At 40.4% G+C, this 18,924-nt stretch carries 14 protein-coding genes; 13 read left to right on the top strand and 1 reads right to left on the bottom strand.

From position 1 onward, the window contains the following. Window positions 1–49: 49 nt before the first annotated feature. From ACTNB8_RS05585 to ACTNB8_RS05575, 3 genes are read left to right on the top strand one after another with little or no spacing between them, the layout of a single operon-like run. A complete protein-coding gene (locus ACTNB8_RS05585) occupies window positions 50–1,204 on the top strand; it encodes an exonuclease SbcCD subunit D (protein ID WP_441053006.1) in 1,155 nt (384 codons plus the stop codon). Further along, window positions 1,205–4,381, top strand: a complete 3,177-nt coding sequence (locus ACTNB8_RS05580) for an SbcC/MukB-like Walker B domain-containing protein (RefSeq protein WP_441053004.1) — start codon at window positions 1,205–1,207, stop codon at window positions 4,379–4,381. A 9-nt stretch (window positions 4,382–4,390) separates the two neighbouring features. After that, a complete protein-coding gene (locus ACTNB8_RS05575; protein ID WP_441053002.1) occupies window positions 4,391–5,335 on the top strand; it encodes a DUF3878 family protein in 945 nt (314 codons plus the stop codon). Here the strand turns inward: ACTNB8_RS05575 and ACTNB8_RS05570 are convergent. After that, a complete protein-coding gene (locus tag ACTNB8_RS05570) occupies window positions 5,307–6,692 on the bottom strand; it encodes an MATE family efflux transporter (protein ID WP_441053000.1) in 1,386 nt (461 codons plus the stop codon). The two genes, ACTNB8_RS05575 and ACTNB8_RS05570, sit on opposite strands and share 29 nt — an antisense overlap. 233 nt (window positions 6,693–6,925) lie before the next feature. Here ACTNB8_RS05570 and ACTNB8_RS05565 point away from each other — a divergent pair, with 233 nt between their 5' ends. The 10 genes from ACTNB8_RS05565 to ACTNB8_RS05520 all read left to right on the top strand — a co-directional run bounded on the left by ACTNB8_RS05565 (window position 6,926) and on the right by ACTNB8_RS05520 (window position 18,922). Continuing rightward, window positions 6,926–8,506, top strand: a complete 1,581-nt coding sequence (locus tag ACTNB8_RS05565; RefSeq protein WP_441052998.1) for an IS1096 element passenger TnpR family protein — start codon at window positions 6,926–6,928, stop codon at window positions 8,504–8,506. Window positions 8,507–8,518: 12 nt separating this feature from the next. Then, window positions 8,519–9,250 carry a histidine phosphatase family protein gene (locus ACTNB8_RS05560; protein WP_441052996.1) on the top strand — a complete coding sequence of 244 codons (732 nt, stop codon included), beginning with the start codon at window positions 8,519–8,521 and terminating at the stop codon, window positions 9,248–9,250. A 175-nt stretch (window positions 9,251–9,425) separates the two neighbouring features. Then, window positions 9,426–11,993 carry an Ig-like domain-containing protein gene (locus ACTNB8_RS05555; protein WP_441052994.1) on the top strand — a complete coding sequence of 856 codons (2,568 nt, stop codon included), beginning with the start codon at window positions 9,426–9,428 and terminating at the stop codon, window positions 11,991–11,993. Window positions 11,994–12,120: 127 nt separating this feature from the next. Then, complete coding sequence (locus ACTNB8_RS05550; protein ID WP_441052992.1) at window positions 12,121–14,508, top strand: Ig-like domain-containing protein; 2,388 nt, start codon at window positions 12,121–12,123, stop codon at window positions 14,506–14,508. Window positions 14,509–14,706: 198 nt separating this feature from the next. After that, on the top strand, window positions 14,707–15,099 hold the full coding sequence (locus tag ACTNB8_RS05545) for a pyridoxamine 5'-phosphate oxidase family protein (protein ID WP_441053027.1): 393 nt from the start codon (window positions 14,707–14,709) through the stop codon (window positions 15,097–15,099). Window positions 15,100–15,400: 301 nt separating this feature from the next. After that, on the top strand, window positions 15,401–16,324 hold the full coding sequence (locus tag ACTNB8_RS05540) for an alpha/beta hydrolase (RefSeq protein WP_441053025.1): 924 nt from the start codon (window positions 15,401–15,403) through the stop codon (window positions 16,322–16,324). A 3-nt stretch (window positions 16,325–16,327) separates the two neighbouring features. Beyond that, window positions 16,328–18,139 (top strand): DUF6320 domain-containing protein, encoded by a 1,812-nt coding sequence (locus ACTNB8_RS05535; protein ID WP_441052990.1) that lies wholly within the window; start codon window positions 16,328–16,330, stop codon window positions 18,137–18,139. Window positions 18,140–18,163: 24 nt separating this feature from the next. Next, window positions 18,164–18,334, top strand: coding sequence for a chorismate--pyruvate lyase (locus ACTNB8_RS05530; protein WP_441052988.1), 171 nt, complete (start codon window positions 18,164–18,166; stop codon window positions 18,332–18,334). A 41-nt stretch (window positions 18,335–18,375) separates the two neighbouring features. Then, on the top strand, window positions 18,376–18,591 hold the full coding sequence (locus ACTNB8_RS05525) for a hypothetical protein (protein WP_296156120.1): 216 nt from the start codon (window positions 18,376–18,378) through the stop codon (window positions 18,589–18,591). Between the two features lie 55 nt (window positions 18,592–18,646). After that, window positions 18,647–18,922, top strand: a complete 276-nt coding sequence (locus ACTNB8_RS05520; protein ID WP_441052985.1) for an acylphosphatase — start codon at window positions 18,647–18,649, stop codon at window positions 18,920–18,922. Window positions 18,923–18,924 lie beyond the last annotated feature (2 nt).

Here is an 18,924-nt window from a genome sequence, read left to right as displayed (position 1 = left end):
AGGACAGATTGAGAAACTGTAAAAAGTGTAAAAGTATCAGGAAGGAATCATGCATATGAAATTTTTCCATCTGTCAGACCTGCATATAGGCCTGAAATTAATGAACAGAGACTTAAAAGAAGATCAGGATTATATTTTACAGAAGATCACAGAGTATGCAAAAGCAGAGAAACCAAATGCAGTAGTAATTGCAGGGGACATTTACGATAAAGCAGTGCCTTCAGCAGAAGCGGTGGAAGTTTTTGACCATTTCATCAAAAATCTTACAGAGGCAGTTCCGGATGCAGTGATCATGATGATCAGTGGAAATCATGACAGTGCACCAAGGGTGAACTGTTTTCGTTCTGTTCTTTCCAGACAGAATATATATATGGTTGGACAGCCGCCAAGAACAGAAAATGAATATATCGAGAAAGTTGTTCTACAGGATAATTATGGAAAAGTGAATTTTTATTTACTGCCTTTTGTGAAACCCTCCATGGTAAAAAATGTAGTCGGTACAGACAAAAATGGAAATAATCTTTCTTACAATGCAACTGTCCATAAACTGGTACAGCGGGAAATTATAAACACAGAAGAGCGAAACGTACTTGTTAGCCACCAGTTCTATCTTCCTGCTGGAAAAAAGGCAGAAGAAGTAGAGAGAATGGAGTCTGAAATACGGACGGTTGGAAATATAGATGAAGTTTCAGCAGATGTACTGCAAATATTTGATTATGCAGCACTGGGACATATACACAAACCTATGAAAGTCGGAAGCGAAAATATACGTTACTGCGGAACTCCACTGGCATGTTCAGTCAGTGAAGCAGAACAGCAGAAGGGAATCATTATGGTAAAAATGGGAGAAAAAAACTCCGTACAGACCACTGTATTACCGCTGGAACCGCTCCGCCAGGTGAGGGTCATAAAAGGGACTCTGGAAGAGGTTATAAAAGAAGCGTGCAATGATTATGTAACAGTAATCCTTACAGACAGAATAGACCTGGATGTGATGGACATGCAGGAGCGAATCCGAATTGCTTTTCCGAATCTTCTGGAAATCCGGCGGGAGCATCTGCGAAAAGCCGATTATACGAAAGAGCTGCAGTCAGAAACACTTATGGATCCATATGAACTGTGCTGCTCTTTTTTGAAAGATCTGGATGAAAAAGAAAAGGAACTGCTTCAGGCTGTACTTCATACTGTTCAGGGGGTGAAATAGATGAAACCTTTGAAATTAAAGATGCAGGCGTTTGGTTCTTATGGAAAAGAAACGGCTGTTGATTTTGAAAAAGTGGATCAGAATCTTTTTCTGATAACAGGAGATACAGGAGCGGGAAAAACAACGATTTTTGATGCAATCGTATTTGCGCTTTATGGGGAAGCAAGTTCGTCTGCAAACAAAAAAGACGGAGTTGTTTTGCAGAGCCAGTATGTGGATTTTGCATATGAACCATTTGTGGAACTGACTTTTTCTGATAATGATGAAATCTATACAGTACGTCGTGTTCCAAGACATTTGAAGACGATTACAAGAGGAGCCAGCAAAGGAAAACCGAAGGAAACTCCGGGTTCTGTAAGCCTGATCATGCCTGATGGGACAGAGTATCCGGCAAAAGAAACAGACCGTAAATTACAGGAGATCACAGGGCTTACCAAGAGTCAGTTTATGCAGGTGGCGATGATCGCTCAGGGTGAGTTTATGGATTTACTGAGGGCTAAATCTGACGATAAAAAAGTGATTTTCCGGAAGCTTTTTAATACGGAAATGTATCAGGATATCGTTAATGAACTGGCAAACAGAAAACGTGAAAAAGATAAAGAAGTTGCAATACTGAAAACGCAGTGCCAGGGAGATGCTGGCAGAATCTGTATACCGGAGGAATATGCTGAGGCGCCTGCAGTGCTGAAATTAAAAAAACAGCTGGAAGAAGGACAGATGGCAAATCTTTCAGAGTTTCTGGAAAGTCTTGAAAAATTATGTCAGTGGATGGAAGATCAGACAGAAGATGCACAGAAAAAATACAAAGATGCAGATGCTGTCAGAAGCAGGAAGCAGGAGGAACTGACCAGAGGAGAAGAACTCCTCAAATGGTTCTATCAGCTGGAAAAAGCAGAAAGAGATCTGGAAAAATATCAACAGCAGGAAGTAGAAATTCAGAAAATGAAACAACTGGCTGTACAGATTCGTGATGCATATGAAATACAGATAACGTATGAGCAGTTAACAGAAGCAAATAAACTGCTGACAGATACAGAAACAGCACTGAATAAGCAAACGGAGCTTTTGCCGGGATTTCAATCGGCAGAAAAAATGGCAAAGGAAAAAGAAAATACAGTCAGAGAAGAGTTTAACCAGAAGATAAAGGAACTTAGTGCTGTTAATGAAAAGGTTCAGAAAGCCAGAGAAATTTTTGACCAGATAGAAGAAAAAACTAAAGCGGTGGAAGCCGATCAGAAAGCCGCGAAGAAGGCAGAAGAAGATTTCAGACAGGCAGAACAGAGTCTGGAAAAACTGGAAGGACAGGAAATTCTCTGGAAAAAACAGAGTGAAGAACTTGAGGATACGGACAAAAATCTGGCACAGTGGGAGGCGAAAGTACAGGAAGAACAAAATCTGGAGCAGGAACTGGAAACTGCGGACAAATTAAAGAAACAGGCGATGAAAAGTCTTCAGGAGGCAAAAGATAAAAAAGCTGTTTATGGAAAAATAAGTATAGAATATCAGGAACTGAATGGACGATATGAACAGTTACGACAGGCAGTACTTAATGAACAGGCCGGACTTCTGGCAGCAGAACTGGTTCCTGGAAAACCATGCAGAGTATGTGGTGCAACAGAACATCCCCACCCGTTTATCAAAAAAGTGGAACATGTGGATATCTCCTCTGAAAATCTTGAGAAAATGAGAGCCGATGTGGATAATCTGCGAAAAAAACAGGAAACAGCGTCAACAGAGGCCGGGGCTGCCGGTGCAGAGTATAACACAAGAAAAAATACTTATGTAGAAACGATTGGAAGACTCCAGGAAAGAATACAGAAATATATTCCGGAAATTCATGATAAATCAGGTCTTACAGAAATGAAAGAAGCATTGAATGCCTGGAAGAAGAGCATTCTGGAAACTGTAAAAAAACTTCAGAAAGATGCTCAGGATCTGAAAAAAATACGTCAGTCATTGCAGAAAACTGATGAGCAGAAGCAGGCGCTGAGAGAAAGCCTGGAAAATTATCGTAAAGTCCAAAAAGAAGCGGAAACCAGACTGGTTGCGGACAGAGCAGAATTAAAGAGTCTTTGCAGTTCCTGTGAATTCAGGACAAAACAGGAGGCAATGGACCTGAAGAAACAGGCAGAAACAGCGAAAACCAGGGCAGAAAAGGTATATAAGAATGCAGATGCAGATCTGAAAAAAGCGTCTCAAAGCAGACAAAATGCAGAGACATTGATAGAGAAATATAAAAATGAGATCCCTGTTCAGAAAGAGCAGGCAGACAGAAAAAAAGATGCTTATGAAAACATAAAATCGGAAAAGAATCTTTCAGAATCTCAATGGAAAACGGTAACAGAAGAAAACAGAAAAGAAGAAGAGCATGAGCTGCTGGAAACAGTAAATAAATATAATGAAAACAGAACTGCAGCAAGAATTCAGAAAGAGTCTGCTGCGGAAGCAATAGGAAAAGCAGAAAAACCTGACATAAAAATCCTTCAGACGCAAAAAGAAACTGCAGATCAGAACTATAAGAATGCAGAGAAGATTTATAATGAAAAGAGACAAAATCTCAGAGATAATAAAGCGGTTCTGAGTGCACTGTCAGAAAAAACGGACAAAAGAAAAACTGTACTGGAAGAACACAGAATGATCGACACTCTTTATCGTATGGCGTCTGGTAATGTCAGTGGTGCACGTATGGATCTGGAAACTTATGTTCAGCGTTATTATCTGGAACGGGTTCTTTATGCTGCAAACCGCAGATTCCAGGAGATGTCGGGAGGACAGTTTGAACTACGGATGTATGATCTGGAAAAAGCAGGAGAAGGCAGAAATAAGGGACTTGATCTTATGGTTTATTCAACTGTTACAGGGAAAGAAAGAGAAGTACGGACACTTTCCGGCGGAGAATCCTTTATGGCAGCCCTGTCTCTGGCGCTTGGGATGGCAGATCAGATTCAGGAAAGTTCTGCAGCAGTAAATCTTGACATGATGTTTATCGATGAAGGATTTGGATCACTGGATGAGCATTCCAGAAATCAGGCAGTCAGGGTTCTTCTGGAAATGGCGGAAGGCTCCAGACTGATCGGAATTATTTCTCATGTAACAGAGTTGAAACAGGAGATAGAGGACCAGCTGCTGGTGACAAAAGACGAAGATGGAAGCCATGTAAAATGGCAGATCAGTTGAGGAAAGAAAATGACAGATGAAGTAGTAGAAAAACTCGCGCAGCTTTTGGAACAGGATCAGTTTGAGCTGATTTTTCAGGAGGCAAAAGTTCGCCTTGTATATCTTATGAACGATGCAGTGGAGAGTTTTCTGGTATTTAAGAATGTACGAATAACAGGAGAATATAACCGTGATTATCAGGGAGAACTGGAAGCTTCTCTGGAAAAACAGGGGCAGAAATTTGTACTTATTGTACGTCAGGGAGAGACAGTATTTACACTGTTTTTTGATGATCTTGTTATGGAAAATCATCTATATGAGTATGGAACAATAGGGCATTTCTGGGTGAAAAATTATGAATATCTCAGACAGATGGAATACAGACTTGCGATTCTGAGAGACAAGTATGATTATCTTGGTGAAGAATACTGCAACGAAAAAGAAAAAAGACTGGCACAGCTGGTGGATTTTCCTCCGTTGAATTACTGCTGTTATCCGGCAGTACCGGAGAAGTATATTGTCCCAAAAGAAAATCCATGGGTGCCGACTGAGGCGGCACTGAGTGTAATGGATGAATTTGCTTCCAGGGCAAAAGACAGAACTCTGGGAAAAATATTGAGGTTGTACAGAGAGTTTCCGGTCCCTTTTATTGCAAAAAGAATTGGAAATATGCTGCACAGAAACAGTCATGGAAGGGTGGTGGATATGATCAATGAAGAGATCAGAGTGGCTTCAAAAAAATATCCCCGCCGGAATTTCGGCAGGGATGCGGAATGTAAAATTCAGGAAACTCTTCACAAAGTTCAGCGCCGTCAGGAACTTCTGAAAAATAAAGGGCAACAGTCGATTATACTGAGAGAAGAACCTTTTTCCACGGCAGAGGATTCTATAGAATATAAAATCTATCTGATGATCTGGAAAAAAGGAATCCTGAACAGAAAAGTGCTTATTGAGGAGTATCCTGTTTCATTATAGCCAGTTCTCGTCTGGTGAAAAAAACAGTCAGTATAAAAGCAGCGGCATCAGCAATAGGTCCCGCATACATGACACCGTCAATTCCCATGAAAAATGGGAAGATGACTACCAGCGGAAGCAGGAAGATTACCTGCCTGGTGAGGGACACAACGATACCAAGCCTGGCTTTACCCATAGAAGTAAAGAAACAGGAGGACATTGGCTGGATACCATTGACGAAAGTAAGCAGCATGAAAATTCTCAGGTAACGTTCCGCAAACTGAAAATAAAGATCACTTCCACTTCCAAAAGCTCCTACGATCTGATGAGGGAAAAGCTGAAAACAAAGGAAGAAAATTACTGCAACAGTGGTACAGATCGTTGCTGAATATTTATAAGTTTGTCGAACTCTGTCGAATTTTTTTGCCCCGTAATTAAATCCCCAGATAGGCTGCGATCCCTGAGCCACACCGATGCAGATGGAAAGGAATACCATATTGACCTTGGAGATAATACCAACACAGGCAATAGGAATGTCACTTCCATAAACAGAAACAGCTCCATAATGACGGAGAACGTTGTTCATGACAATCTGTACTGAAGTAATGGCGATCTGGTTGATACAGGAAGCAAGTCCAAGAGAGCAGATCGCTTTCAACAGTGATAACTGTGGGCGGAACATATTGCGCTCGAGATTCATTTTGCGGAATTTTGCAAAATAAATGATCACAAGAAAAGCAGAGACCATCTGCCCGGTAACGGTAGCCCAGGCACCGCCCTTGATTCCCCATTTAAATCCGAAGATAAAAAGTGGGTCTAGAATCGTATTGATGATTGCTCCGGTGAGAGTACAGACCATGGAATAAGTCGGACTCCGGTCTGCACGGATCAGATGGTTGCCGCCTACAGATAAGGTGAAAAATGGAAGACCGATAGCTATAATGCTGACATAGTCTGTTGCGTACGGCATAACGTCTGTTGTTCCGCCGAACAGAAGAAGCAGTGGATGCAGAAAAATAAGCATGACAGCTGCAATGGAAATTCCGACGATCACCAGCATGGATAATCCGGTTCCGGCGATCCGGCTGGCTTTTTTCTCATTTCCGGCACCCGTTTCGAGGTTGTAATTTGAAGCACTTCCTATTCCGAGGAGCAGTGCTGCAGCAGTGGAAATCGTGGTAACAGGAAAGGCAATATTAGTTGCTGCATTTCCGAGCATTCCTACGCCCTGTCCGATAAAAATCTGGTCTACAATATTATAAAGTGCATTTACCAGCATGCTGATAATAGCTGGTATTGCAAATTTTGCGATTAGATTTCCTACAGGAGCAGAGCCAAGAGGATTGATGGTTGTAGTAGTGTTTTTTGATGAATTCAAGGTAAATTCCTCTTTCTTTTTATAGTGATTACAGCCGTTGTATGAGGTGCGGCCTGAGAGTTGCGTATATCCAGTATAACACTTATCAGGAAAAAAATCCCATAGACAGGAATATTTTTTTCCAAATCAAATAGGTCATAAATGACGAAAACTTTACTTGTCTGAATGCCAAAGGTCTAGTATAATACATGGAATGGTGTTAATACACAATCATAGAAATAAAGGATGATATTATGAAATTTTATCAGTTGAAAATAGTAAGAAAAGGGAGCAAACCACCAATTTGGAGGCGTTGCCTGATACCGGCAGACATCACTTTTGACAGACTGGCAGATATAATGAAAGATATCCTTCAGTTTGAATCCTCTGATCAGTATGAATTTGAATTTTTCCAGAAAAAAGTTCAGTTCAGAAAGACAGCAGAAGGTCAGGAACAGTCCAGATTTGAAGTTTTGAGTGCAGATGCGGAAATAAATATCTGGATGGAAAATGAAGAATGGTTTACATTCAGAATCAATGATCCGGACAGAGATCTTCCACAGTACAGAGCAAATATCGAAAAAGTAATCCCAAATACAGAAATCGGTAAAGAAGGCAATAAAACCCCTCTGTTATGGCCGATGATCATTAAGTGCAGTGAACCGGAAATTGATGAATTCTGGACAGACCCGAAAGAAGTTAATACACGCCTGGGCAAAAATTTCCTGATGTCTGTAAAAACTGCAGCAGATGACATGGAATTATCCAGAGAACCAAAAGTTAAAGATTATCTGGCTGCATTTTCCAGGGAAGAACTGGAAAATCAGGCAAAAGAACTGAAAATTTCCAGTGAAGGTCTGAGTGAAGATGAACTGGCTCAGAAAATTGCAGATGAAATTCTTACACCTGAGACAATGAAGAAAAAACTTCTTCTCGTTGACGATACCCAGATAAGAGTTTTTGAAGATGCAATGGACAGGAAATGCTTTACACCGACAGAAGAAGAATGGGCAGCACTGGACTGGGCAGGAGCAGCAGGATATCTGGTCGCATACAGTGATGAACGGGCAGAAGTACCACAGGAAGTTATTAAGACATACAATCAGATCAATACAGAGGAATTTCAGAATCTGCGTACAAAAATTGGCTGGTTGCTTGACTGCGAATCCTTCCTTGGATTTGTTTATGCAGTAGCTCCGGTAAAACTTATGCACCAGATCTACAGTGGCCGTCAGGGCTTTGAAGCAGATATGGACGAGTTCCTCAGGGTATTTAACAGCATTGATGAGGAAGCCAATATCTGTATCATCAAAGATGATAAAATGATCTACAAAGCTGTTCTTGAGAACAACCTGTACAGAGATATTGAACGTGTGCAGTACGGAAATGATTTTTATATTCCGTCAACAGAGGAAGTACTGGATTATGCAGTGAACGGTTATCCTTCCAGAGAACCTGCTTATTACAATATATATCAGTTCATGACAGAAGAAATGCACAAGACAAAAGAAGAGGCAGATTATCTTCTTTATATTGTATATAAAGAATTCTCCATGAACGGGATGCTGTCCGATATAATGGATATTTTTAATAAAGAAAATGTTGTGTTTGATTCTGATGAGCAGATGAAAAAATTCACCACTCTTCTTGTAGATGCAAATAATCATACAAGAATGCTGGATTTCCGTGGTCATACACCAGAAGAAAAAGGCCATGTGGCAGTTCCGATCCCGATGAAAAAAACACCGGTAACAGCACCGAAGAAAATTTACCCGAATGATCCATGTCCATGTGGAAGCGGTAAGAAATATAAGAAATGTTGTGGAAGAAAGTAAAAGGAAAAAACAATGAAATTACTGATCGTAAGGCATGGAGATCCGGATTATACGATAGATTCTCTTACTGAAAAGGGCTGGAAGGAAGCAGAATATCTTTCCGAAAAGTTATCAAAGATGAAACTGGATTATTTTTATGTATCTCCACTTGGAAGGGCGAAGGATACAGCTTCCTGTACTTTGAAAAAAATGAACAGGACAGCTGTAGAGTGTGAATGGCTCCGGGAATTTGATGTTCTTATTGACCGTCCGGATGTGACGGACCGTAAGATTATTCTCTGGGACTGGCTGCCTCAGGACTGGACACAGGACGAAAGATTTTTCCAGTATGATCACTGGTTTGAGAATGAAAGAATGGCGGCTGCTGATGCAAAAGGCTACTACGATTATGTGACCGGCAAATTTGATGAACTTCTTGCGAAACATGGGTATGTAAGAGATGGGCATTATTATCGTGCAGAAAAAGCTAACGAAGATACGCTTGTGTTCTTTTGCCACTTCGGACTGGAATGTGTTCTTCTCAGTCACCTTCTGAATGTTTCACCGATGGTACTGTGGCATGGCATGTGTGCAGCACCGAGTTCTGTAACAACCGTAAATACAGAAGAACGGCGGGAGGGAATTGCAAGTTTCCGTGTGAGCTCTTTCGGTGATATTTCGCATTTATATGTACATAATGAATCGCCTGCATTTGCAGCAAGATTCTGTGAAACATATGACAACAAAGAACAGCGTCACGACTGATGACGGGAAAAAATCGACAGATTGACTGTGTAGTCTTTCTGTCGATTTTTGTTTTGTGGGATAAAATTGCCAATTGCATATGAAGAAAATGACGTCTTTTCGTTAAATATGTTGCGCTTTGCTGATGCTGAGTGATAGAATTATATCAGAATTATTAAAAGGGAGGCAAATTCGAATGAAAAAGAAATCAAAAAGTACTCTTGCGATTTTAATGGCTGTCGCAATGATGTCAAGTCTGTGCAGTGTACCGGCAGCAGCGGCAGAAACAGAAGCTGGGGGGATTGTTTCAGAGACATCTGTAGTTGAAGATGCAGAGATTCAGGAGACTGAAACAGAAGAGCCGGAAGCAGCAGAAGCAGAGGATTTTTCCGCAGAGGACGAAATTTCTGTAGAAGAGGATGATGAAATCACTGCAGAAGACGAAGAAACTGACGAACTGGCTGTAGAAAACGAAGATGAGATTGAAGCAGTCGGAGATGAAGAAGAATTTACCGATGAAGCAGCAGGGGATGGTGTAGTTGATGGATATGGCTGGCTTGGAAGTACATGGATAACGCCGGGAAATGCAGCAGATATTCTGAAAGATGGAACTGCCAGTTATGATGCAGACACACAAAAACTGACCTTAAATAATGCAAAAGTTAATGGACCAATAGATTTCAGAATCAGTGGAGATGTAACTCTTGAATTGAAGGGGAAGAATGAAATAACAGAAGAGTTCAACACTGGAACTAATTGTCTTATAGATTTTTGGGGAGACAAACTGACTATAACAGGTAAAGGCTCCCTGAAAGCATCAGATATGAGAAAATCATTTATCAATGACAAGGGAGATCTGGTTATTGATGGTGTGAGGCTGGAATTTACTTCAAATAGAGAAGCTAACAATTGTTATGGAATAAAAGTAGCCGGAAATCTGGAAATTAAAAATGGGGCAAATGTAACTTTAAATACCAGTGCAGAAAGTATTTATGCTTATAATAGAACCGCAGTTTATTCTGTAAGAGCAGCAGAACAAACACCTAAAGGAAAAATCATTATATCAGACAGTAAAATAAAGCTGACATCTGCAAAGTACGCAATCTTTTCATATAAAGATATAACAATTCAGAACAGTACTCTTGAGGCAGAGGGTACGATATATAATTGTTTATATGAAGACTCGGTTGGTGCAACTCTGGATATAGATAACAGCAAAGTTGAAGTAACTGATGATTATTTTGCTTTTCAGGTTGATACTCTTAAAATCCGTAATAAATCTGCGGTGACTGCTACTCTCACAGATGAGGAGGCTGTAACTGCTATATTAAGTTACAAAGGCATAGATATTAATGACAGTAAGGTAACATCAGGTGGATCACAGTATGGTCTGGCAACACAGGAGGGAGATATTACTATTGAAAACAATGCAGTTGTAACAACAACTGGTACAACCAGTGGAATTCAGACAGATAAGGGAAGAATTTACATCCGTAATAAATCCAATGTAACTGTAAATATGTTTAGGGGTAAGTATAGCCCATACGGAGCTTTAAAGACACAGAGTGGTATTGATATCACAGACAGTAAATTAATGGCAACCGGAACGGGATATTCAATTGATTCCTATGGTGATGTCAATATCGATAAGGGGATTGTAATTGCAGATGCAGTTATGGATGATGGTTCCGGACTGGTAAGTATTATAGCTTACGGTAACGATGATGAAGGCCCGAAGAACGTCAATATCACCAATTCCTGGATTGATGCAGCGGCAGGAATTGATGGAACCGTAACTGTGAAAGACAGCGTTGTTTTTGAGAAAAACGATGGCAAAGTTACCGGAAAGGCAGTAATTCCCGGCAATGTAGAAGTTCGTAAAGCTCATAAACTCACAGTATCTGAACCGGCAACACTTACAGCTCCTTCAGGATCTGCAATTGCAAACAACGGTATAATCAATGCTTACTGTACTTCTGTCAGAGGAACAGTAACAGGTACAGCTCCTGTTTATACACATGCAAATACCACAAAATGGGTATATGACAAAACCTCCCATTGGAAAGCATGCTCAAGATGTGGTGAGAAAGTGGCAGCAGCGGAAGCACACAGATATGGTTCCTGGAAAACACTGAAAGCAGCAGGCCTTGGAACTTCCGGTGCAAAAGAACGTCATTGTACCGTATGCGGTCATACACAGGGCGAAGATATTGCAGCAGTTCAGGTAATGCAGCTTCTGGCGAAAGGCGGCAAAAAATCTGTCACTTTGAAATGGAACAAAGTATCCGGTGCAGATGGTTACATGATCTACAGTGCAAAATGTGGTAGAAAACTCAAGCTTAAGAAAACAGTTGGAAATAATGTACGTACCTGGAAACAGAAGAAACTGAAAGCCGGAACTTACTATAAATATTATGTGGCAGCGTACAAACTGGTTAACGGAAAGAAAGTTGTCATCGGAGAATCTTCTGATATACATACAGCAACAAACGGCAAGAGATATGGTTATGCAAAGAAGATTACCGTCAAAAAATCCACATTTAAACTCAGCGTCGGAAAAACTGCTACGATCAAAGCGACACTCAAAAATACAAGCAAGAAAGTAAAAGACCATACCGTACGTGTACGTTATATTTCTACAAACAATGATGTTGCAACAGTAAATGCAAAAGGTAAAATTACTGCGAAATCAGCAGGCACCTGCTATATTTACTGCTATGCCCTGAATGGTCTTACAAAGAAAGTAAAAGTAACCGTTAAATAAGTATAGGTTCACAGAAAGACTCCTGTCAGAGAGAAAAAGGCAGGGGTCTTTTTTCATAAAGAATGAAAGGATTTGAAAAAAATTGCCTTTTAAATATTAAAATACAAGAAGGGGAGGTAATTTGGAAATGAGAAAAAAATCAAAAAGCATGCTTGCAATTCTGATAGCAGCTGCAATGATGTCGAGTCTTTGCAGTGTACCGACAGCAGCGGCAGAGATTGATATACAGGAAGCCGCAGAAGCATTGGTTGGCGACACAGAAAATCAGGAAACAGAAATGACAGATTCTGAAATAACAGATTCAGAAGAGACGGAGGTTGAAACTGATGCTCCTGAGGAATTTGTTGCAGAGGAAGAAGTTTCTGTTGCAGACGAGGAAGAAATAGAAGCAGAGGAAGAAGAGACAGAACTGACTGCAGAGAGCGAAGAACAGAGCGTGGCAGCAGGAGATGAGGAAGAGGAGTTTACCGACGCTGCTGGTGTGGAGCATTATGATATAGGTATAAATTATGGTGATAACTTTGAGTATATCAGTGTGACATCAGAAAACAAAGACGATGTACTTGGAGATTGGGATGGAGATGCCACATCAATTGTTTATATTCCAGAGCAGCGCAGGCTGATTTTGGATAACATAGATAAAAAAGTAAAAAATATTAGTACAGCAGAAAACAGCAATCTGACAATAGAGTTAAGAGGGCAGAATGAATTAGGTAAAGGGATTAATTCATGGGATCTCAAATGTACATTAACCATTACAGGAAGTGGTTCGCTTAAGATTGCAGGAGGAGAAGAAACACTTATCAACTGTTATGGCAACCTGGTGCTTGACGGAGCGAAGCTTAATCTGGCTACGACGGATGAGAAAGAGGTTACGAAGGCAGGGATAGCCGTAAATGGAGAACTGGAAATCAAAAATAAATCAGAGATTCATTTAAAAACACAGAATGCCTGCATAGCTGACTACAAGAGTTCGAATACAGAGCCATGGAAGCCGAAATCACGTAGGATCACAATATCAGACAGCATCCTTACCCTGGAATCCAAAAACAGCAGGGCTGTAGATACGGATAAACCTGTCACAATTCAGGACGGAAGTACTTTGAATCTTCAGGGAGGAATTTATGCAACAGATCAGAAAAAAGGAGCAATTCTGGCTGTAAAAAACAGCAAAATTAATGTGACCTCCAATGAAGAAGATAATTCAGGATATGGAATATATGCGGACAAAATTCAGATCAGTGATAATTCCAATGTGACTGCAAAAACAACTGCAAACAGTATCAAAGATACAGTGAATGTTTCAGCTATACGATCACAGTCAACGATAGATATTGCGAACAGTACTGTAAGAACTGAAGGACCGGGATATTCTCTTGATGCCGTGGGTGATATTAATATCAACAGAAGTATTGTGCTTGCAGATGCGGTTCGCAAAGAGAACGGAGGATTCGTAACAAGTATCATAGCGGCTGATGATGAAGATTATTCAGCTGTTAATATCACAGATTCCTGGGTTGATGCAGCAGCAAGTATAGAAGGAACACGAACAGTAAAGAACAGTGTTGTTTTTGAAAAAAATGAGGGAAAAACAACAGGAAATGCAGTGGTCCCCGGAAATGTAGAAGTACGCAGGAACCATAAACTCAGAGTAGTTGAACCGACAACTCTGACAGTACCGTCAGGACTTGCAATCGCAAACAACGGTGAGATCAGTGCAGACTGTACTTCGCTTAAGGGAAAAATAACAGGAACAGCACCTGTTTATACACATTCGAAACTGACCCAGTGGGTAAACGACAAAACTTCCCACTGGAAAGAATGTACAAAATGTGGTGCGAAACAGCAGAAAGCATCACACAATTACGGGGCATGGAAGATTCTGAAAGCAGCTGGCCTTGGCCTTTCCGGTGCAAGAGAACATTACTGCGCAACTTGTAATTTTGCACAGAGTGAAGATATTGCCGCAATCCAGGTAATGCAGCTTCAGGTAAAAGGTGCGAAAAAAGCGGTAACCCTGAAATGGAGCAAAGTATCCGGTGCAGATGGATATATGATTTACGGTGGAAAGTGCGGAAAGAAAACCAGCCTGAAGAAAACGGTCGGAAAGAATACCCGTACCTGGAAGCAGAAGAAACTGAAAGCCGGAACTTATTATAAATACTATGTAGCTGCCTATAAGATGGTAAACGGAAAGAAAGTGATCATTGGACAGTCTTCCGACATGCATGCAGCCACAACAGGTAAGGGATACGGATATGCAAAGAAGATCACAGTCAATAAGTCAACACTGAAACTGAAAACAGGAAAGACTGCAAAAATCAAAGCAACAGTCAAAAATACAAGCAAAAAAGTAAAAGGCCATACTTTACGTGTACGTTACATTTCCACAAACCGTGATATTGCAACAGTAAACAGCAAAGGAAAAGTAACAGCCAAAGCCAAGGGAACCTGCTATATTTACTGCTATGGGCTGAACGGTCTTACAAAGAAAGTAAAAGTAACTGTAAGATAAACCACAATTAAAAAACTCTTGTCAGCAGGAGTTTTGTGATAAATATATTATTAATTCCTTTTACTATAAGTAAGTAGCAAACAAACGTCAATATAAAGTACCTGACAAAAATCGAAGTTTTCTGTTTAAAATACTGCCGTGAAGAACTATAATACAGGCATAGGAATACAACGAAAGGAGAAATCAAAAATGGCAGGAATCGAAAAAGTAACTCAGTTTCTGAAAGATGCAGAAACATATTATCTGGCAACAGCAGAGGGAGATCAACCTCGCGTAAGACCTTTTGGAACAGCTCATTTATATGAAGGAAAGCTTTACATACAGACCGGAAAAGTAAAAGACGTATCCAAACAGCTGCTGGCAAATCCAAAAGCAGAAATCTGTGCATTCAAAGGTGGAGAATGGATCAGAATTGCAGGTGAACTGGTAGAAGATGACAGAGTAGAAGCAAGACAGTCTATGCTGGACGCATATCCTTCCCTCCAGAAAATGTACGCCGCTGATGATGGAAACACTCAGGTATTTTACTTCAAAAATGCTACTGCAACAATCAGCGCACTCACCCATGAACCGGAAGTGATCAAATTCTGAAATTAAATAATGCAACATATATATGCCCTGTGAATCTTTCATGCGAGAGACTTACAGGGCATATATTTTGGGAAATTTGTTGCTGACAAACAGGATAACAGATATAATAAAATAACAGGAAATGTACACAGAAAAGAAAGTAGGCTGTTGTATGAATGAATATGAAAAATTCTGCAAGTCTTTAAGAGACACGTGTCTTACAGCACAAGATAAATTTAAAAGATATCTGAATTATTTCAGAATTACTTATGAAGAATAAAGTTCGTCATTTCAGGAGGAGAAAACATTGATCTCAAAGACAATGCGCACTATTTTACACGCACTATCTTATGGAAATATAGAAGTGGAGGCGTCCAGAAGACTGGCTGATCTGAAAAAACTGGATGCCATGCGGATATTTTGCAGGAAACTGGACACGAAAGTATATAATGGGAATTATGAAGTTCCGATAAGGCTTTATTTTCCCACAGAAGAAGCCATGAGCGGAGATGTGGTGGAGCAGAAATATCCTGTTCTTCTGTTTTTTCATGGTGGCGGATGGGTAACAGAAAGCATCGAAAATTATGACAGAGTATGTAGCCGAATGGCTCAGTCTACAGGCCATGTTGTGGTTTCTGTAGAGTATCGTCTGGCTCCGGAATATCGTTTTCCGACAGCATTTGATGACTGTTATGAAGCTGCAAAAGCACTGTACAATAACCGCCTGATCTTGCCTGCTGACCCGGACAGGATTACGATCATCGGGGACAGCGCAGGCGGTAATCTTGCAGCAGCGGTTTGCCTGAAAGCCCGTGATACAGGAGATTTTTTACCAAAGAAACAGATTCTTATTTATCCTGCAGTAAATAACTGTTATACAGAAAAATCTCCATATAAATCAGTTCAGGAAAACGGGGAAGATTACCTTCTCACAGCAGTAAAAATGGAAGATTATCTGAAACTTTATGAGAGTGGATCGGAGGACAGAAAGAATCCGTATTTTGCGCCTCTCATGGAAAAAAACTACCGGAATCTTCCGGATACACTGATTCTGACAGCAGAATTTGATCCTCTTCGAGATGAAGGAGAAGAGTATGGAAGACGTTTGAAAGAAGCCGGAAATTATGTGGAAATACATCGGATTCCAGAGGCGCTTCACGGATATTTTGCCCTTGGAATACGGTTCCTTCATGTACAGGAAAGCTTTGAAATTATGAATGCATTTTTGAAAAAAGGAAGCGAATAAAAGGTGGAAAAAGGATATTCAAAATGGAGAAAACTGGATAATGCGGCGCTGGCTTTTCCGCTTGTAACAGGTAAGAATGATACCAGGGTATTTCGTTTTTACTGTCAGCTGAAGGAGACAGTAAACGGAGAACTCCTTCAGCAGGCACTTGATCAGACAATGGAAAAATATCCGCTGTTTCAGGCTGTTTTGCGCAAGGGAATATTCTGGTTTTATCTGGAGCGAAGAGACATTCATGCAGCAGTGAAGCCTGAGAAACTGCCGCCTTGCAGCAGACTTTATATTCCGGACAAAAAATCACTTCTGTTTCAGGTAAGTTACCATGAAAATCGTATGAATTTTGAAGTATATCATGCGTTAACGGATGGTACGGGAGCTATGAATTTTCTTTCAGAACTGGTACAGAATTATCTGATTCTGGCATACCCGGAAGCAGGGCTGCCCAGAGTAAAATATGAGGAAAATATAACTCCGGGAGATCAGGAAGAGGACAGTTTTTCACAATATTATTCATCGGAAATTCCACGAAATAAAGAGAAAAAAATGGCAGCTGTAAAGCTTAAAGGAGAGAAACTTGTACACTCGGATATGGATATTACAGAAGTCATTATTCCTGTAAAGGAGACGCTGACAAAGGCACGTTCTTATGGAGTTTCGATCACAGTTTTTCTGACAGCAATGTTGCTTTGTGCCATACATGAAGAGATTCCGAAGAACCGGCAGAAAAAGCCGATAGCACTGATGATTCCTGTAAATCTTAGGAATTATTTTCCATCACAGTCCATGGGAAATTTCTTCGGATGGATAGAAGTGGGATATGTTTTTGAAGATGAAACAACATTTGAGGAAGTGCTGAACAGTGTAAAGGAACAGTTCCGGAACGAACTTCAGAAGGAAAAAATCGCCATGAATATGAATGGTTATGTACGTATTGAGAAGAATCCTCTGGTACGTGCTGTTCCACTTGAAATAAAAAAATATTTCCTTATGGCTGGAGCAAATCTGGGAAGCAGAAGTATTACGGCGGTGTATTCAAATATTGGAATCATACATCTTCCGGAAGAATATAAAAAATATATCGACCGTTTTGGCATCTTTGCAAGTACAAATTCATTACAGTTATGTTCCTGTTCATATGAAGATCAGCTGGTTCTTGGATTTACATCAAAGATACCGGATGACAGTATTCAGAGAAACTTTATGAAAATACTGAAGGAAGAGGCAATTCCGTATAAAGAAGAGAAAAATGAATTTCCCGGATGTGGTGAAATTCAGCAGAAAGAGGAACGCAAAGTAATGCAGACATTCAGTTTCCTCTGTCTTGCAGTTGCGGTATTCTGTGGAATGCTGAATTATATGACACTGGAAACACTGAACTGGTTCTGGTTTGCGGCAGCCGGATGTTTTTGTGCATGGCTGGTTGTTTATGTTGCATATGCGAAGCGGCGGAACATTCTGAAAAACGAAACCTGGCAGCTTCTGCTCATAACTGTACTCTGTATTTTGTGGGATCATTTTACCGGTTGGAGAGGCTGGTCACTGGATTTTGTATTCCCGTTTGGAAGTCTGGCTGTGCTTGGTTCCATACCGGTTATTGCAAAAGTTAATCGTCTCGAACCGGAGGAATATCTGTATTATCTGATCCAGGCTGCACTTATCGGATGTCTGCCGGTAATACTGTTGTGGACAGGCCTTATTCATTATCGGATTCCTTCAGTTGTATGTATGGGAATCAGTTTTTTGGTGCTTGCAGGACTCTTTATTTTTCAGAAAAAGGATATGCTGCGCGAATTCAGAAAGAAACTCAGAATATAAATTTTACAGTAAAGGAGAAAAACGATGTTAGAATGTGATTACCTTGTAAAGCAGATTGATGGTGATTACGCACACCTGCAGAGAGTTGACAGACCAGAGGAAGAGCTGAAACTTGTAGCAAGAGCGCTTCTTCCGGCAGAGATTTATGAGGGGTGCACACTGCATTACGAAATGATGCAGTATTCCATGAAATAAGATGCAGACAAAGGGGAATAGATTAAAGGGGATGTATTATTATGATGGAAACGTATACAGTTCTTCGGATTGAAGAACCTGATTTCGGTTGTGAAGGACGGCCGGAAGGGGAAGAACCTGTAGATCGTGTGTTGCTGAAGAAACACAGCGGAGAAGAACTTTTTATCAAAGAAAAAGATGCTCTTCTTTATGAAATGGACATTAATGAGGGAGATGATGTCTATCTTATTGAAGGCGAACTGAAAAAAATCAAGTAAATACTGATCTGTAAAATGAAAATTAATTACGGACTGGAACAACGAGGAAGTAATTATGAATAAAATACGAGAATCCATTATTTTTTATGGTCGGGTTCAGGGTGTGGGATTCAGATATAAACTCAGGTATCTGGCAGATAAATACAGTGTCACAGGCTGGGCAAGAAATGAATATGACGGTTCTGTAACTACAGAATTACAGGGACTGGAAGAAGATATTGACAAGATCCTGCAGGCACTTTACAATGACCGATATATAGAAATTGATGACTTTCGGAGGAAAAGGATTCCTTTGGATGAAGAGGAAAGGCGGTTTGGAATCCGATACTGAAA

Origin of the sequence: Blautia sp. HCP28S3_G10, from assembly GCF_052065235.1 — a bacterium.
Classification (GTDB): domain Bacteria; phylum Bacillota; class Clostridia; order Lachnospirales; family Lachnospiraceae; genus Blautia_A.
This window is presented reverse-complemented; position numbering and strand designations above follow the sequence as displayed.

Coding starts and splice junctions, on each gene's coding strand:
- ACTNB8_RS05530 (WP_441052988.1), top strand. CDS start 18,164: ATGTTAGAATGTGATTACCTTGTAAAGCAGATTGATGGTGATTACGCA.
- ACTNB8_RS05520 (WP_441052985.1), top strand. CDS start 18,647: ATGAATAAAATACGAGAATCCATTATTTTTTATGGTCGGGTTCAGGGT.
- ACTNB8_RS05550 (WP_441052992.1), top strand. CDS start 12,121: ATGAGAAAAAAATCAAAAAGCATGCTTGCAATTCTGATAGCAGCTGCA.
- ACTNB8_RS05540 (WP_441053025.1), top strand. CDS start 15,401: ATGCGCACTATTTTACACGCACTATCTTATGGAAATATAGAAGTGGAG.
- ACTNB8_RS05560 (WP_441052996.1), top strand. CDS start 8,519: ATGAAATTACTGATCGTAAGGCATGGAGATCCGGATTATACGATAGAT.
- ACTNB8_RS05565 (WP_441052998.1), top strand. CDS start 6,926: ATGAAATTTTATCAGTTGAAAATAGTAAGAAAAGGGAGCAAACCACCA.
- ACTNB8_RS05580 (WP_441053004.1), top strand. CDS start 1,205: ATGAAACCTTTGAAATTAAAGATGCAGGCGTTTGGTTCTTATGGAAAA.
- ACTNB8_RS05525 (WP_296156120.1), top strand. CDS start 18,376: ATGATGGAAACGTATACAGTTCTTCGGATTGAAGAACCTGATTTCGGT.
- ACTNB8_RS05585 (WP_441053006.1), top strand. CDS start 50: ATGCATATGAAATTTTTCCATCTGTCAGACCTGCATATAGGCCTGAAA.
- ACTNB8_RS05575 (WP_441053002.1), top strand. CDS start 4,391: ATGACAGATGAAGTAGTAGAAAAACTCGCGCAGCTTTTGGAACAGGAT.
- ACTNB8_RS05555 (WP_441052994.1), top strand. CDS start 9,426: ATGAAAAAGAAATCAAAAAGTACTCTTGCGATTTTAATGGCTGTCGCA.